11 protein-coding genes are annotated in these 16,001 nt (G+C 74.5%); 7 read left to right on the forward strand and 4 right to left on the reverse strand.

What is annotated here, in order from left to right; genetic code table 11:
* Positions 1-12: 12 nt before the first annotated feature.
* Positions 13-858 carry a putative hydro-lyase gene (locus ACQY0Z_RS18835; protein ID WP_439812559.1) on the reverse strand — a complete coding sequence of 282 codons (846 nt, stop codon included), beginning with the start codon at positions 856-858 and terminating at the stop codon, positions 13-15.
* Positions 855-2,177, reverse strand: coding sequence for an MFS transporter (locus ACQY0Z_RS18840; protein WP_189905950.1), 1,323 nt, complete (start codon positions 2,175-2,177; stop codon positions 855-857). Before ACQY0Z_RS18840 ends, ACQY0Z_RS18835 begins: the two co-directional genes overlap by 4 nt.
* Positions 2,178-2,311: 134 nt before the next feature.
* Here ACQY0Z_RS18840 and ACQY0Z_RS18845 point away from each other — a divergent pair, with 134 nt between their 5' ends.
* The 4 genes from ACQY0Z_RS18845 to ACQY0Z_RS18860 all read left to right on the forward strand — a co-directional run bounded on the left by ACQY0Z_RS18845 (position 2,312) and on the right by ACQY0Z_RS18860 (position 10,256).
* Positions 2,312-3,007, forward strand: coding sequence for a GntR family transcriptional regulator (locus ACQY0Z_RS18845; protein ID WP_254586866.1), 696 nt, complete (start codon positions 2,312-2,314; stop codon positions 3,005-3,007).
* A gap of 102 nt (positions 3,008-3,109) precedes the next feature.
* Positions 3,110-4,636, forward strand: a complete 1,527-nt coding sequence (locus ACQY0Z_RS18850; protein WP_347225700.1) for a hypothetical protein — start codon at positions 3,110-3,112, stop codon at positions 4,634-4,636.
* A gap of 79 nt (positions 4,637-4,715) precedes the next feature.
* The gene (locus ACQY0Z_RS18855; RefSeq protein WP_189905944.1) at positions 4,716-5,597 is read left to right on the forward strand and encodes a hypothetical protein; all 882 of its coding nucleotides are present in this window, start codon (positions 4,716-4,718) and stop codon (positions 5,595-5,597) included.
* Positions 5,598-5,630: 33 nt separating this feature from the next.
* Positions 5,631-10,256, forward strand: a complete 4,626-nt coding sequence (locus tag ACQY0Z_RS18860) for a hypothetical protein (protein WP_439812560.1) — start codon at positions 5,631-5,633, stop codon at positions 10,254-10,256.
* A gap of 98 nt (positions 10,257-10,354) precedes the next feature.
* Here the strand turns inward: ACQY0Z_RS18860 and ACQY0Z_RS18865 are convergent, their stop codons facing one another.
* Both ACQY0Z_RS18865 and ACQY0Z_RS18870 read right to left on the reverse strand, forming a co-directional pair.
* On the reverse strand, positions 10,355-11,149 hold the full coding sequence (locus ACQY0Z_RS18865) for an IclR family transcriptional regulator (protein ID WP_189905940.1): 795 nt from the start codon (positions 11,147-11,149) through the stop codon (positions 10,355-10,357).
* Between the two features lie 106 nt (positions 11,150-11,255).
* Entirely contained in the window at positions 11,256-11,801 is a 546-nt protein-coding gene (locus ACQY0Z_RS18870; RefSeq protein ID WP_439812561.1) for a hypothetical protein, read from the reverse strand.
* 418 nt (positions 11,802-12,219) lie between these two features.
* On the opposite strand from ACQY0Z_RS18870, the gene ACQY0Z_RS18875 reads away from it, so the two are divergent.
* The 3 genes from ACQY0Z_RS18875 to ACQY0Z_RS18885 are packed head-to-tail and all read left to right on the forward strand — an operon-like array spanning position 12,220 to position 15,983.
* Entirely contained in the window at positions 12,220-15,150 is a 2,931-nt protein-coding gene (locus tag ACQY0Z_RS18875) for a nitrate- and nitrite sensing domain-containing protein (RefSeq protein ID WP_254586870.1), read from the forward strand.
* Positions 15,147-15,578: a roadblock/LC7 domain-containing protein gene (locus tag ACQY0Z_RS18880; RefSeq protein ID WP_006136686.1), complete on the forward strand. Its 432-nt coding sequence runs from the start codon at positions 15,147-15,149 to the stop codon at positions 15,576-15,578. Before ACQY0Z_RS18875 ends, ACQY0Z_RS18880 begins: the two co-directional genes overlap by 4 nt.
* 9 nt (positions 15,579-15,587) lie before the next feature.
* Positions 15,588-15,983: a DUF742 domain-containing protein gene (locus ACQY0Z_RS18885; protein ID WP_189905934.1), complete on the forward strand. Its 396-nt coding sequence runs from the start codon at positions 15,588-15,590 to the stop codon at positions 15,981-15,983.
* Positions 15,984-16,001: the final 18 nt, after the last annotated feature.

Here is a 16,001-nt window from a genome sequence, read left to right on the forward strand (position 1 = left end):
GGTGGGCGCCGGTCAGACCACGCGGAACTGCTCGTCCCGGGCGTCGCCGACGAACATCCGGCCCGGCGCGTGGGTGAGGGCGAACGGCGGCCGGGACGCCATGACCGCCGCCTGCGGGGTGACCCCGCACGCCCAGAACACCGGGATGTCGTCCGGTCGCGGCTCCACCCGGTCGCCGAAGTCGGGGCGGTCCAGGTCCTCGATGCCGAGCGCGGACGGATCGCCGCAGTGCACCGGGGCGCCGTGCACGGCCGGCATCAGACCGCTCTCCCGGATGGCGGCGTCGAGGTGCTCCGGCGGCACCGGGCGCATCGACACCACCATCGGGCCGCTCAGCCGCCCCGCCGGACGGCACTGCCACGTCGTCCGGTACATCGGGACGTTCCGGCCCTGCTCGACATGGCGCAGCGGCACCCCGGCCGCCGCGATCGCCCACTCGAAGGTGAAGCTGCAGCCGATGAGGAAGGACACCAGGTCGTCCCGCCAGTACGCCCGTACGTCCGTCGGCTCGTCCACCAGCTCGCCGTCCTCCCACACCCGGTAGCGCGGCAGATCGGTGCGCAGGTCGGCGTCGGGGGCGAGCACCGTGGACGTCGAACCGGCGTCGGTGACGTCGAGAAGGGGGCACGGGCGCGGGTTGCGCTGGCAGAACAGCAGCATGTCGTACGCCCAGTCCGCGGGCACGGAGACCAGGTTGGCCTGGGCGTACCCGGCGGCCACGCCCGCCGTGGGGATCGCCAGGCCCTCCCGGAAGCGGGCGCGGGCCGTCCGCGGGCTCCACGCGCGCGTGGTGTCGTCGGCGAGGACCACGGGGCGCTCGTCCACGGCGGTGCGGGCGCCGTCGTCGGAGGGTGTCACTCCAGCTCCTTTCCGCGGGTCTCCGGCAGCCCCAGCAGCGCCAGCGCGGCCAGGCCGTAGCCGATCGCGCCGAAGACCAGGGCGCCGCCGACGCCCCAGCTGTCGGCGAGGAAGCCGACGGTGGTGGGGAAGACGGCGCCGACGGCGCGGCCGGTGTTGTAGGTGAAGCCCTGTCCGGTGCCGCGCACGGCCGTCGGGTACAGCTCGCTCAGGTAGGAGCCGAAGCCGCTGAAGATGGCCGACATGCAGAATCCGAGCGGGAAGCCGAGCACGAGGACCAGGGTGTTCGCGCCGCTGGGGATGTTCGTGTACGCGACGATGCACACCGCCGACAGCAGGGCGAACAGCCAGATGTTGCGCCGGCGGCCCAGCAGGTCGGTGAGGTAACCGCCCGTCAGATAGCCGATGAAGGCGCCCGAGATGAGGAACGTGAGATAGCCGCCGGTGCCCACGACCGACAGGTCGCGCTCGCTCTTGAGGTAGGTCGGCACCCAGGTGGCGAGGGTGTAGTAGCCGCCCTGCACACCGGTGGAGAGCAGTACCGCGAACAGGGTGGTGCGCAGCAGCCCGGGGGAGCCCGCACGGGAGGGCCGGAAGATCGCCGCGAACGACCCCTTGCCGGCGCTCTTCTCGCGCGCGGCTGCCGCCTCCGGCGCGTCCTGAACGCTGCGCCGCACCCACACCACGAGCAGCGCGGGAAGCGCGCCGGTCCAGAACATCACGCGCCAGGCCAGGTCGCCGTCGACGAGTGAGAAGACCGCCGTGTAGACGATCACGGCCAGACCCCAGCCCACGGCCCAGGAGCTCTGCACCGCTCCGAGGGTGCGGCCCCGGTGCTTGGCGCCGGCGTACTCGGCGACCAGGATCGCGCCGACCGCCCACTCGCCGCCGAATCCGAGGCCCTGGAGGGCGCGGAAAACCAGCAGCGTCTCGTAGTTGGGGGCGAAACCGCAGGCCACGGTGAACACCGCGTAGGTGATCACGGTCAGCAGCAGCGCCTTGACCCGGCCGATACGGTCCGCGAGGACGCCGGCGAGGGCGCCGCCGACCGCCGAGACGATCAGGGTCACGGTGGTCAGCAGCCCGGTCTGGCCGCTGTTCAGGCCGAAGTACGCGGACAGCGCCACCATCGTCAGCGGCAGCGTGAAGTAGTCGTACGAATCCAGGGCATAGCCGCCGAAAGCGCCGCCGAAGGCGCGCCGGCCGCGCGGGCCGAGCGCGCGCAGCCAGCCGAACGCCCCGTCCTCGGAGGGGGGTTCGGGATTGACGGGGCGTGGGGTTCCGGTCAGGGCGCTCGGTGGTGGAGGGGTCGTGCTCATGGGCACCTCGCAGAGGGGGACGGGGGTGCAGGGAAGGAATGAGCCGTGCCAATGCCTGAGCAACGTAGGGGATCGTTGAACGATCCTTCAATACCTATGTTGTGTCGTTCTTTCGTGTGCGCTTGAATTCCGGCATGGCAGAGCAGATGAGCGGACTGGCCGGGGACCGTGCCCTGCTGGGGAGGACCAGCACCGCCGAGCGTGTCGCGGACATCCTGAGGAGCCGCATCGCCGAGGGGTTCTTCCCGCCCGGCACCCGGCTCTCGGAGGACAGCATCGGCGGCGCCCTCGGGGTCTCCCGCAACACGCTCCGTGAGGCGTTCCGGCTGCTCACGCACGAACGGCTGCTCGTTCACGAGCTCAACCGGGGCGTGTTCGTGCGGGTGTTGACCGTCGAGGACGTCGAGGACATCTACCGCACCCGCCGGCTCGTCGAGTGCGCCGTCGTCCGGGGGCTCGGCGAGCCGCCCTACGCCCTCGACGGGCTCGCCGAGGCGGTCGAGGAGGGACAGCGGGCGGCCCGCGAAGGTGACTGGAAAGCGGTGGGTACGGCCAACATCCACTTCCATCAGGAACTGGTCGCCCTGGCCTCCGGCGAGCGCACCGCCGAGCTGATGCGCAGCGTCTTCGCCGAACTCCGGCTCGCCTTCCACGTGGTGGACGAGCCGCAGCGGCTGCACGAGCCGTACATCGCCCGGAATGTCGAGATTCTCCAGGCTCTTGAGGCGGGCCACCGGGACGCGGCCGAACGCATGCTCGCCGCCTACCTCGACGTGTCGCTGGAACGGGTGGTCGAGGTCTACCGGCGCCGGGTCGGCGACGGGGACTAGGCCCGTACGGACCGGTCCCCGCGGGCGGTCCGCAGGTCACGGCGCAGGGGCGCAACTGCCTCGTTTGGGCCGTTGTCGGACCGAGGACCTAGTCTGTGCACCGTGACTTCGCCTGCAACGACGGACAGCGTTCCGCCCCAGCTCAGCGCGGGGCCGCGCCCCGCGCCGGGGCCGGCCGCCGACGAGGGACTGGCGCGGCGGCTGCGCGCGCTCGCGTGCACCGCTCCGCTGCACGACCTGGACACCCGCAAGGCCAATCTCGCGGGCGAGTACTCGGTGTACGGCATGGCGGAGGTCGCGCTCGCGGCCATCGACCTCGTCACGCTGAACATGGACTTCGACACGGGCGCGGACCACGAGCAGATCGTCGCCCGGCTCCTCCCGCGCGTCGCCGCCCAGGCCCCGGACCGCCCCGCCGCCGAGCACGAGCGCGTGGCCCGCTGGGTCCTGGAGAACCTGATCAACGTCGGCAGCGTCGACCGCGGCTTCCGCGCGGTGTACGGCGTCTTCGGCCCGGACGGCACGTACGTCCGCCGTGACTACGACTTCAAGCTGATCGAGGAGGTCCCGGGCCCCGGCGGCACGGTGTACCTGCGCACCACCGACGAGGCGGTCAACGTCCTGGTCGGCGCCCTCGACACCGACGTCACCAGCGCCCAGATCGCCGCCGAGGTCAAGCTCGAGGTGCTGATCAGCCGGGGCAGGCTCGCCGACGCCCAGCTCGCCGCCGAGCAGGCCCGCTACCGCACGGTGCAGTACTCCGAGACCCTGCGCCGCGCCCTGGAGGCCACCCGGCGCAACGTCCGCGCGGTCGACTGGCTCAGCGCCGTGCCCGACATGATCGCCGAGGCCCTCGACCACGTCGCCGACCGCTACCGGCACGAGAACGCGATCCTCACCAACATCCGCAAGGCCCGCGACGAGTCCGAGGACCCCGAGCACAAGCGCCGCGCCGCCGAGCTGGTGGACATCGTCAAGGACTGCATCCGGCGCCACACCCAGCTCCAGTCCCGGCTCCTGGAGGCCGGCCCGCTGTTCCGCGCCGAGCAGGACCGGCAGGCCTTCGCCACGCCCGCCGCGGCCGCCGGCACCGACCTCTACGGCCAGCTCCTCTCCCCGCTGCTGCCGCTCCCCGTGGAGCAGGCGTCCCGCGTCACCGACGCGTTCTTCGCCCACGGCACCGGACTGCGCACACCCGTGTCCGTCCGGGTCGCCGACCTCGTGGAGATCCTGCTCACCCCGCCCGTGGAGCGGGAGCACCTCGGCGCCGAGATGCCCGAGCCCGACCTCATCGCCACGCCCGACGACAGCCGCTTCAGCGAGGAGCAGCTCGCCGCCGCCACCGAGCTGCTCGACCTCCCGGCAGACGCGCCCCGCCGGCTGTCCGGACTGCTCGCCGAGGCCCGCCGCAAGGACCCCGAGCTGCCCTACCTGGTCGCCCTGCTGGCCGTCCACGCCGCCAGCCCGCCCGTCGGCACGGCCTACCGCCAGGGCGAGCGGAAGCTGCTGTTCGCCGTGGACGACGGCACCGAGCTCGACGACCCCGAATTCGGCGGCGCCGACCTCATCGTGGGCACGGCCCTGCTGGACGCCGCGGGCATGGCCGCGGACCGTACGGAGGCGGCATGACCGCGACGCCCGCACCCCGCATCCGCGCGCCGCGCCGCCACACCCCCACAGACACCGCCCGCACCGAGGAGCCCCGACCGTGACCGAGCACGCCGACTGGAGCGAGCCGGAGCCCGCCGCGACGCCGGCGAGCACCGCCGTCACGCCCGCCGACGCAGCCGACGCGGCCCGGCTCGTCGCGTTCGGCCTCCAGCCCAAGCTGCAGCCCGCCCGCGACCAGGAGTACGCCGACCTGCTGCGCCGCTACCGCGAGGACCCGCCGTTCGCGCGGCTCGCCGACGCCGTCGCCACCGGGCTCGGACTGATCGTGCTGGAGGTGTCCCCGCGCGCCGGCATGGCCGTCACGGCCGCCGAGGACTCCGTCTTCGCCGTCCGCATGGGCGACTACGCCCGCCGCGCCTCCGCCGACGGCGGCGACCGCTTCCTGCACGGCCTCGCCCATCTCGCCGTCGCCGCCATGGCGTTCCCCCGCCCCGAGGACCTCGCCGACGACGGCTACATCGGGCGCGTCACGGTCAACGGCGTCGACGCCTTCGTCCGCCAGGCCTGCCACCGCCTGGAGGAGCGGGCCGCCGAACAGGGCGAGAACACCGACCCGGCCACCGACGCCCCCGGACTCGAGGCCGCCTGGCGGATCTGGTCCCGGCGCAGCGCCACCGGCGCCACCAAGGACGCCCGCCGCCTCGCCGGGTCCACCACCGGCATCGTCGCCAAGGCCGTCTCCTTCCTCACCGACTCCGGCTTCCTTCAGCGCACCGGCGACGACAACGGCGGCACCTACCGCACCACCGCCCGCTACCAGCTCCAGGTCCGCGACATGGCGGGCAGCGCGGCCATGGCCGAACTGCTCGAGCTCGGCGTCGTCCCCGTCACCGACGGCACCCCCACCCTGCTGCCGCCCGAGGACGGCGACGCCCTCGACCTGGCCGCCGACGCCGGCCTGCCCTTCCACTCCGCCTGACCCCCACCCCACGAAGCCTCACGAGAGTCCGCCATGTACGAGCTGTCCCGGGTCCGCCTCTACTCCATCGGACCGGCCGGCGCACGCTACGCCGACACCGTGCTCGACCTGCGCGGCGTCGGCGCCACCGTGCCCAACCCGGCGCCGACGCAGGCGGAGTTCTTCGCGGACGAGCCCGTCGGCCCGCCCCGCCGCCCCGCGCCCGCGGGCGTGCTCTTCCTGGAGAACGGCGGCGGCAAGTCCGTCCTGCTCAAGCTGATCTTCTCCGTGATGCTCCCGGGCCACCGCAACACCCTCGGCGGCGCCAGCTCCGGCGTCCTGCGCAAGTTCCTCCTCGCCGACGACTGCGGCCATGTGGCGCTCGAATGGCAGCACGTGCAGACCGGCGAGTGCGTCGTCGTCGGCAAGGTCAGCGAATGGCGGGGCCGTCAGGTCTCCAACGACCCGCGGAAGTTCGCCGAGGCCTGGTACTCCTTCCGCCCCGGACCCGGCCTCAGCCTCGACAACCTCCCCGTCGCCGAGGCCACCTCCGTGCGCCCGCCCGCCGAGGGCCAGTCCGGCGCGCGCGGCCGCCGCCGCACCATGAAGGGCTTCCGCGACGCCCTCACCGAGGCGGGCAAGACCTACCCGCACCTGGAGGTCCACTGGGAGGAGATCCACGAGCGCTGGACCGAGCACCTCGGCGACCTCGGACTCGACCCCGAACTCTTCCGCTACCAGCGGGAGATGAACGCCGACGAGGGCGAGGCGGCCGGCCTCTTCGCGGTGAAGAAGGACTCCGACTTCACCGACCTGCTGCTGCGTGCCGTCACCGACACCCGCGACACCGACGGACTCGCCGACCTGGTCAGCGGCTTCGGCAACAAGCTGGGCCGGCGCGCCGAACTCATCGCCGAACGCGACTTCACCGCGGGCTCGGTGGACCTCCTCGGCCGCATCGTCGAGGCCGCCGACACCCGCACCCGCGCCCGCGAGATCCACGCCTCCGCCGAGCGCCGCACCCGCACCCTCGCCCGCCGGCTCTCCGCGCGCGGCGCCCAGGAGCGCGAGCGCGCCGCCGACCTCGCCCACCGTGTCACCGCCGCCGCCCACGCCGTCACCCGGGCCGAGACCGCCCGCGAGCACAGCGCGTCCATCGCCGCCGAACTCGCCTACCGGCACGCCTCCCTGGCGCTCGCCGCCGCCGAGAAGTCCGCCGCCGCACAGAAGCGCGAACTGGCCGACGCGCGCACCCTGTACTCCGCCTGGCAGGCCGCCGAGTCCGTGCTGCGGCACCGCGCCGCCGCCGACCGGGTCGCCCGCGTGTCCGCCGCGATCCAGGAGGCCGAGCGGGACGCCGCCCCGGCCCTCGCCGCCCGCGCCAAGGCCGCCGTCGACCTGGTCCGCGCCCTGCACGCCGCCGCGCAGAACGCCGAGAACCTCGCCAACGAGGAGGAGGAGCGGTCCGCCGCCCTCCAGGAGGTCAGCGACGGCGCCTACCGCGACTCCACCGCCGCCGCCACCGAGGCACAGCGCGCCCGCAGCGAGATCGGCCATCTGCGCCAGCGGCTCGCCGAGGTCGAGCAGGAGACCGCCGAGGCCGTCCGGGCCGGCTGGCTCGACGACAGCGCCCCCGACGCCGACCCGGCCCGCGCCGCCCTCGCGGCCAGCGACGCCGAGAAGACCACCGTCGCCGCCTGGGACACCGCCCGCGAGACCGCCCGGCGCGCCACCGAACACGCCCGTGAGGCGGCCGCCGCCGAGAGCCGCGCCGAACTCACCGCCGCCCGCGCCGCCGACGCGGCCACGGCCGCCGAGCGCGCCCACGAGAGCGAGCGCCGCACCGCCGAGGGCCTCGCCGCCGAGCAGCGCCTCGCGGAACTGCTCAGCCTGCCCGGCGCCTCCGCCAAGCGCCGGAGCGCCGTACCCGGCCAGCGCACGGACTCCGACGCCGGGGCCGACGGCTCCCGTGAGGGCGGGCTGAGCGCGGAGGAACTCGACCGGTTCGCCGACGAGTTGCGCGAGCTGCTCGACGACGCCGTGTCCTCCGCCGAGCGCCAGCTGTTCGAGCTGCGCACCGCCGCCGCGGACGACGCCCGCATTCTCGGCGCCCTCGGCGACGGCGGACTGCTGCCGCCCGGCCCGGACGTGCTGGCCACCGTCGAGTTCCTCGGCGAGCACGGCATCCCCGCCCTCCCCGGGTGGCGCTACCTCGCCCAGGCCGTCGACCCCGCCGACCACGCGCGCGTCCTGGCCGCCCGCCCCGAGCTGGTCGACGGCGTCGTCATCACCGACCCCGACTCCCACGTCCGCGCCCGCGAGGCCCTGAGCGACGCCGCCCTGCTGCCCCGGTCCGCCGTCGCCGTCGGCACGGCCGCCGCGCTGCTCGCACCCACGCCCGAGTCCGACTCCGGCGACGTGTTCCTCGTACCGCCGAACCCGGCCATGCACGACGAGCACGCCGCCGACGAGGAGCGGCAGGCGCTGCGCGCCCGCGCCGCCGAGCGGGACGAGGAGATCCGCGCCCTCGCCGCACGGCTCGGCAAGGACCGCGAACTCGCCGCCCGGCTCGCCTCCTGGCGCACCGGCTGCCCCGCCGGACGCCTCGCCGAACTGGCCGCGACGGCCGAGCAGGCCCGGGCGTTCGCCGAGGAGACCGAGGCCGAGCTGGCCGAGGCGCGCAGCCTGCGGGCGGAGGCCGAGGAGGCGGCCGCCGAGGCGGTCCGGGTCCGCGACGAACGGCAGGAGGCCGCCCAGAAGGCCCGGCGCGCCGCCGACGCCCTCGCAGGACTCGCCTTCCGGTTGCGTGAACGCGCAGGCTGGCAGGCCAAGCTGCGCGAACTCGCCGACGACGCCGCCGAGGCGGAGGCGCGCGCCCAGTCCTGCCTGGAGCGCGCCCGCGCCGCCGACGAGGACCGGCGCGCCGCCCAGCGCGCCGCCGACGACGCCCGCCGCACCGCGCGCACCCTGCGCGCCGAGCGTTCCGAGATCGCCGGCGCCCCCGACGACCTGCCCGAGGACGGCGACGGCGCCCCGCAGGCATCCCTGCCCGCCCTGCGCGAGGCCTACCGGGCCGCGTCCCAGGTGTACGAGAAGGTCGGCGTCGGCGCCGACCTGCGTGCCGAGCAGGCCCGCGCGGAGAGCGACGAGAGCGCCGCCCGCGCCGAGCTGGACCGGCTCAGCAACAAGGTCCGCACCCGCGCCGAGCAGCTGCTCCGGTCGCCCGACGGTTCCGACGGGCCCAGCCGGCAGGCGGCCGCCGCGCGCGCCGAGGAGCTGGTGCAGCTTCTGGAGACCCGGATGTCCGGCGCGAGCGAGCAGCTCGGCCGGCTTCGAGGCGAGGCCGAGCGCCTCGCCCCCGCCGACGGCGAGGCGCACACCGACCTCCCCGAGGAGCTGGAGCCGCGCGACGCCGAGCACGCCCAGGCGCTCCTGCGCACGGCCACCGTCGAACTCGCCACCCGCGAGGAGGAGTTGAGCCAGGCCCGGGAGACGCACGCCGAGCTGCTCGCCGCCCACCGGGCCGCCGAGGACGCGGCCGGCGGCTTCGACGAGATCGCCGCCATGCTCCGCGACCTGCTGCGCGAGCACGCCACAGAGGAGGAGCAGGAGCGGCCCGAGCCGTACCCCGGCGACCTGGACGACGCCCGGCGGTCCGCCGCCGAGGCCCGTCGCTCGCTGCGCGGCTGCGCCGCCGACCTGTCCGCCGCCGAGGCCGCCGTGCGCGAGGCGAGCGACGTGCTGGTGCGGCACGCCAACTCCACCCGCTACGAGCAGGTGCGCACGCCGGCCCGCCAGCAGATCCGTGAACTGCCCGCCTCCGCGCTGCCGGAGCACGCCAAGAAGTGGGCCGACGCCTTCGCCCCCCGGCTGCGCGTCCTCACCGACGAGCTGGAGCAGCTGGAGCGCAACCGCGACTCGATCGTGGACCGGCTGCGCGGTCTGGTCGAGTCCGCCCTCGCCACGCTGCGCTCCGCCCAGCGGCTCTCCCGGCTGCCGGAGGGACTGGGGGAGTGGTCGGGGCAGGAGTTCCTGCGCATCCGCTTCGAGGAGCCCGACCAGGCCACGCTCACCGAGCGCCTCGGCGAGGTCATCGACGAGGCCACCCGCGCGGCCGTCAAGAAGAACTCGGACCTGCGGCGCGACGGCATGTCCCTGCTGCTGCGCGGCGTCGGCGCCGCCCTGCGGCCCAAGGGCGTCGCGGTCGAGATCCTCAAGCCGGACGCGGTGCTGCGCGCCGAGCGGGTGCCGGTCGGGCAGATGGGCGACGTGTTCTCCGGCGGGCAGCTGCTCACCGCCGCCATCGCCCTCTACTGCACGATGGCCGCGCTGCGTTCCAACGACCGGGGCCGCGACAAGCACCGGCACGCCGGCACGCTGTTCCTGGACAACCCCATCGGCCGCGCCAACGCGACCTATCTGCTGGAGCTCCAGCGGGCGGTCGCCGACGCGCTAGGCGTCCAGCTGCTGTACACCACGGGCCTGTTCGACACCACGGCCCTGGCCGAGTTCCCCCTGGTCATCCGCCTCCGCAACGACGCCGACCTGCGGGCGGGCCTGAAGTACATCAGCGTGGAGGAACACCTCCGCCCGGGCCTGCCGCAGCCGGACCCGGGCGAGGAAACCCACAGCGAGATCACGGCGACCCGGATGTTCAAACGGCCGGCGACGACGACGTAAGGCGCGGGGGGCGGACTGTGCCACACCCTGCCCCGAGAAGGGAGCCGCACCTCGGTGTCGAGGGCGCGTGCCGGAACGCCTCGTCGGCCCGCGCGCCTCTAGAACCCGTACCCCATGCGCCGAGACAGCTCCTCCGCGGCCGCGGTCGTCCTCGCCCCCAGTAGCGGAATCCGGTCCGGGGTCATCCGGAACACCGGCCCCGAGACGCTGATCGCGGCGATCACCGTGCCGTCGTGCGAGCGGACCGGTGACGCGACGGCGACGAGGCCGAGTTCCAGTTCCTCACGCGTCGCCGCGTACCCCTGCTCGGGCACCTGCTCCAGTTCGCGGCGCAGCGCCGCCGGGTCCGTGACGGTGTGTTCGGTGAAGCGGCGCAGGGGGCGGGCCAGTTGTTCCTCGCGGCGGGCGGGCGTCATATGGGCCAGGAACACCTTGCCGCTGGACGTCGCGTGCAGTGCCGTGCGCCGGCCCAGCCAGTCCTGTGCCGTCACCGCGGCCGTGCCGCGCGCCTGCATGATGTTGACGGCCGCGTCCTCGTCCGGCACCGCGGCGTTGACCGTCTCGCCCAGTTCGTCGGCGAGGTCCCGGCAGACGGGGACGGCCTCCTGCGAGACGTCCAGCCGTACGGCCGCCGCGCCCGCGAGGCGCAGCACACCGGCGGCCAGGTGGTACTTGCCCCGGTCGCCCGCCTGTCCGACCAGGCCCCGGTTCTCCAGGACGCCCAGCAGCCGGAACGCGGTGGAGCGGTGCACTCCCAGCTCGTCGGCGATCTCCGTGACCCCGGCCTCGCCGCGCCGGGCGAGGATCTCCAGCACGCTCACGGCCCGGTCCACGGACTGCACGGCGCCGCTCGGGCTGTTCCGCCGCTCTCCGGGCCGCCCCGCACGGGTCATGGCCGGCCCCCATCTCTCCGTACACCCGGTGCGCGCCGCCCGGCGGGCCGTCGCGCACCGCGCTCACCTGCGCGTCGCGGAGACGCCACCCTACCGACGGCGAGCCCTACGAGTGCGACAGCTGCCCGGCGCCGCCCCGCCGGCGTATGCGGGCCCGCTCGCGCTCGGCGGCCCGCTCCGCCCGGCGGGCCTGGCGACGCTCACGGCGCAGCGCCCGGGCCGTGCTGGCGGGCGTGGACACCACGCCGTGCCGCTGGTTCCAGACCTGGCGGGTCACCCACACGTCGAGCACCGCCCAGGTTGCCGCGATCGTGCTGACGACGCTGCTGATGACCATCGGGAAGGCGAGCCAGGACCCGGCCAGCGTGCACAGCACGGCCACCGTGGCCTGGATCAGCGTCACCGCGATGACCAGCACCGCCCGCACCGCGGCCGTCCGCACCGGGTCGGGCAGCCTGCGCCGCTTGGCCGGCTCCTCCACCCACAGGGGCCTGTAGGCCTGCCGCGCACCGGCCGCCTCCCGGACGCGCCCGGCGTCCGCCGGCCCGGCCATGTGCCCCGCACGCTCCGCCTCCGTGGCCTGCCGCCGCGTCACCTCCCGCGCCGCCGCACCGTCCTCGGACGCCTCACGCCGCCGCTCCGCCGTGCCCATCACCCGTGTCACTCCCCACCGCCGCCAGCCCGCTGCTGCTGTCCGAAGACCCGGCTCCCCATTGGCTGCCCGGGATGCGCTGTTTTACGCCGCCCAGGTGCGGGACACGGCTCCTGTGGCCGATTCCGCCCCCATGTCCCGCAGGTTAGGACGCGCGGGGACTCGTGAAGATTCCCGGTCGGGAAAGATTCAGGCCAACCAGTGTGTGAAACCTGGGACAAAGGGCCGGGGAACTCGTCCCGGATTCCGGGAGGCAATCTCCCGCAATGACCGGACAACTCCGCCCGAACCGACCGCGTGCCGGAATCGAACCCTCCGGACAGGTCTTCGAGTTGCCCCTGGGGCGGTAGTAGGCTCGCGCCGTTTGTTGACGCACATGTGTGCCCCCGGTCGCCCGGGGGCCGAGCTGGGGGAGGCCATGCGCTTTCGCGGGAAGTCCATCCGCCGGAAGATCGTGGCGCTGCTCCTCGTGCCGCTGGTGTCCCTGACCACGCTCTGGGCCTTCACCACCGTGATCACGGGCCGTGAGGCGAGCCACCTGTTCGACGTGTCGTCCGTGATGGAGGAGGTCGGCTACCCCGTCGAGGACACCGTCCGCGTCCTCCAGCAGGAGCGCCGGCAGACCCTCGTCCACCTCGCCGACCCCCGCGCCTCCGACGGCCTCACCGCCCTCAAGGCGAGCCGCGCCGCCACGGACAGGGCCGTCGCCGCCGTCCGCACAAGCGCGTCCGCCAGGGACGTGCGCGAGGCCATGCACGGCAGCACCGACAAACTCGACGCCGCGCTCGACTCGTTCGAGGGCATCGAGTCCCTCCGCCGCAGCGTCGACGACGGCACCGTCGACCGCCGCCAGGCGCTCGACCTCTACAACCGCCTCGTCGACCCCTGCTACGTCCTGCTGTCCGACCTGCACGTCGTCGAGGACGTCGGCCTGGACAAGCAGTACCGCGCCCTGGTGAACCTCTCCCGCGCCCGCGAACTGCTCTCCCGCGAGGACGCCCTGCTCGGCTCCGCCCTGATCGTCGGCAAGCTGGCCCCCACCGAGGTGCGGGACGTCTCCGACCTGATGGCCCAGCGCACCCTGCTCTACGAGACCGCCCTGCCGCAGCTCCCCGCCGACGAGCGCGACCGCTACGACACGTTCTGGGGCAACGCCACGACCGCCCCGCTGCGGGTCGGCGAGCAGGCCGCCGTCTTCGCCGAGGACGGCGAGCCCCGCGGCGTCACCGCCAAGAGCTGGGACACCGCGGCGGGCAAGGTGCTCGACGAACTCGGCGCCCTCAACGACCAGGCGACCGACCGTTACCAGGAACGCGTCCGGCCCGTCGCCCTGGGCGTCATCGCCAAGGCCGTGGTCGCCGGCGTGCTCGGCCTCGCCGCCCTGCTGTTCTCGCTGTACCTCTCCGTGCGCGTCGGCCGGAAACTCATCCGCGACCTCAGGCAGCTGCGCCTGGAGGCCCACGAGGCGTCCGGCGTGCGGCTCCCCAGCGTGATGCGCCGCCTCTCGGCCGGCGAACAGGTCGACGTCGAGACCGAGGTCCCGCAGCTCGAGTACGACAAGAACGAGATCGGCGAGGTCGGCCAGGCCCTCAACACCCTCCAGCGCGCCGCCGTCGAGGCCGCCGTCAAACAGGCCGAACTGCGCGCCGGCGTCTCCGAGGTGTTCGTCAACCTCGCCCGCCGCAGCCAGGTGCTGCTGCACAAGCAGCTCACCCTGCTCGACGCCATGGAGCGCCGCACCGACGACACCGAGGAACTCGCCGACCTGTTCCGCCTCGACCACCTGACGACCCGTATGCGGCGGCACGCCGAAGGCCTGGTCATCCTGTCCGGCGCCGCCCCCTCCCGGCAGTGGCGCAAGCCCGTCCAGCTCATGGACGTCGTCCGGGCCTCCGTCGCCGAGGTCGAGGACTACGAGCGCATCGAGGTCCGCCGGCTGCCCCGCGTCGCGGTCACCGGTCCCGCCGTCGCCGACCTCACCCACCTGGTGGCCGAACTGCTGGAGAACGCCACGGTGTTCTCCCCGCCGCACACAGCCGTCCAGGTCGTCGGCGAGCGCGTCGGCAACGGCTTCACCCTGGAGATCCACGACCGGGGCCTCGGCATGGCCGCCGACGCGCTGCTCGACGCCAACCTGCGGCTCGCGGAGACACCGGAGTTCGAGCTGTCCGACACCGACCGGCTCGGCCTGTTCGTGGTCAGCCGGCTCGCCCAGCGGCAGAACGTCCGCGTCTCCCTCCAGCCGTCCCCGTACGGCGGCACCACGGCCGTCGTCTTCATCCCGGACGCGCTGCTCACCGACGACGTGCCCGACACCAACGGCGTAGGGTTCCGCCTCGACCGCCCGCGCCGTACGGAGAAGGAACCGGCGGACAGCCGCCGTGCCGCGCTCTCCCAGGTGCCCGTGGCCCTGCCCGGACTGCCTGCCTCCGTGCTGGACGGGCCGGTCGAACTCGAGGGGCCCGTCGACCTCGACGCCCTCGACGGCTTCCCCGCCCTGGACGACGGGGACGGCGGCCTGTTCCGGCCCCGCCGCTCCCTCACCGACGACGAGCGGGCCGCCCGCGACACCGCACGGCCCGAGACCGCCGCCGACGAGGACACGGAGGAGGCCGGCGAGCGGGGGAGCGGACCCGTGCCGCTCACCCGCCGGGCGACCCCCAAGCTGGTCAGCTCCCACGGCCGCCCGGTCCGCGACCAGCGGGCCCGCGGCGGACGCACCGACGACGACGCCCCGCACACCCGCCCCGACGCGGACGAGCCGCCTCCGCTGCCGTCCCGCCGCCGCGGCGACACCGGCCGCCGGGCCATCGGACGCGCCGGCGCGGAACCCGTGCCGGAGCTGCCCGCGCGCGACGCGGAGCAGCCGGGCGCGGAGACACCGCCGCCCCTGCCCAGCCGCCGCCGCACCACCGGCCCCGAGCACGCCGACGCGCCCGCGCCCGAAGCGCCCGATGCGCCCGAAGCGCCCGCACTCGACACGCCCGCGCCCGAAGCGCCCGCAGGCCCCGCGTCCGGCGCCCCCGACCGCCGCCCCGCGACCATGCCCGGCGGCCCTGACGACTCCTCTCCGGTCACCCACGACACGGACACCGGCACACCGCAGCCCGACACCGCACCACTGCCCCGCCGAGTGCGGCAGGCCAGCCTGGCCCCGCAGCTCAAGCGCGACGCCGCGACCCGGAAGACCGACCGGGCCCGGCCCGCCGAACGGGACGCGGACGAAGTACGCAGCCGCATGGCCTCGCTCCAGCGCGGCTGGCAGCGCGGCCGGGAGGAGAACGCCGCGGGCGACGACGCCGGCAGCGGCACAGCACCACGACGAAGGACAAAGGGGGACGGTCGATGACCGAACCGAGCGCCACCGGCCACACGAACGACAAGGGCGAGCTCAACTGGCTCCTCGACGACCTGGTGGACCGCGTCGCCAGCATCCGCAAGGCGATCGTGCTCTCCGGCGACGGCCTGCCCACGGGGGCGTCCAAGGACCTCACCCGGGAGGACAGCGAGCACCTGGCCGCCGTCGCCTCCGGCTTCCACAGCCTCGCCAAGGGCGTCGGCCGCCACTTCGAGGCCGGTGAGGTCCGCCAGACCGTCGTCGAGCTCGACGAGGCGTTCCTGTTCGTCACCGCCGCAGGGGACGGCAGCTGCCTCGCGGTCCTCGCGGACGCCGACTCGGACGTCGGCCAGGTGGCCTACGAGATGACCCTCCTGGTGAAGCGTGTCGGCGTGCACCTGGGCGCCGCGCCACGCACCGATCTGCCCTCGGGTGGGTAGTGGACCGACATGAGCGATCACGGTCAGGGTAGTAGCCACTGGTTCGACGACGAGGCCGGACCGGTCGTCCGTCCGTACGCCATGACGCGGGGCCGCACCACCAGTGCGGCCCAGCACCGCCTCGACCTGATCGCCGTGGTCGTCGTGGAGCCGCACGCGGACGACGCGGAGGACGACCCCTCCCTGTCCCCGGAGCACGTCGACATCGTCGGGCTGTGCCGCGACACCCCCCAGACGGTCGCCGAACTCGCCGCCGGGCTCGACCTGCCGGTGGGCGTGGTCCGGGTCCTCGTGGGCGATCTCGTGGACGCGGAATTCGTCCATGTGAACCGGCCGGTACCCCCGGCGGAGCTGCCGGACGAGAGTATTCTGCGCGACGTGATCAACGGCCTCCGGGCGCTGTGACCGGCGCGGAAGCGGGGT

Source organism: Streptomyces sp. P9-2 (genome assembly GCF_051903975.1).
GTDB classification, from domain to species: Bacteria; Actinomycetota; Actinomycetes; order Streptomycetales; family Streptomycetaceae; genus Streptomyces; species Streptomyces cellulosae.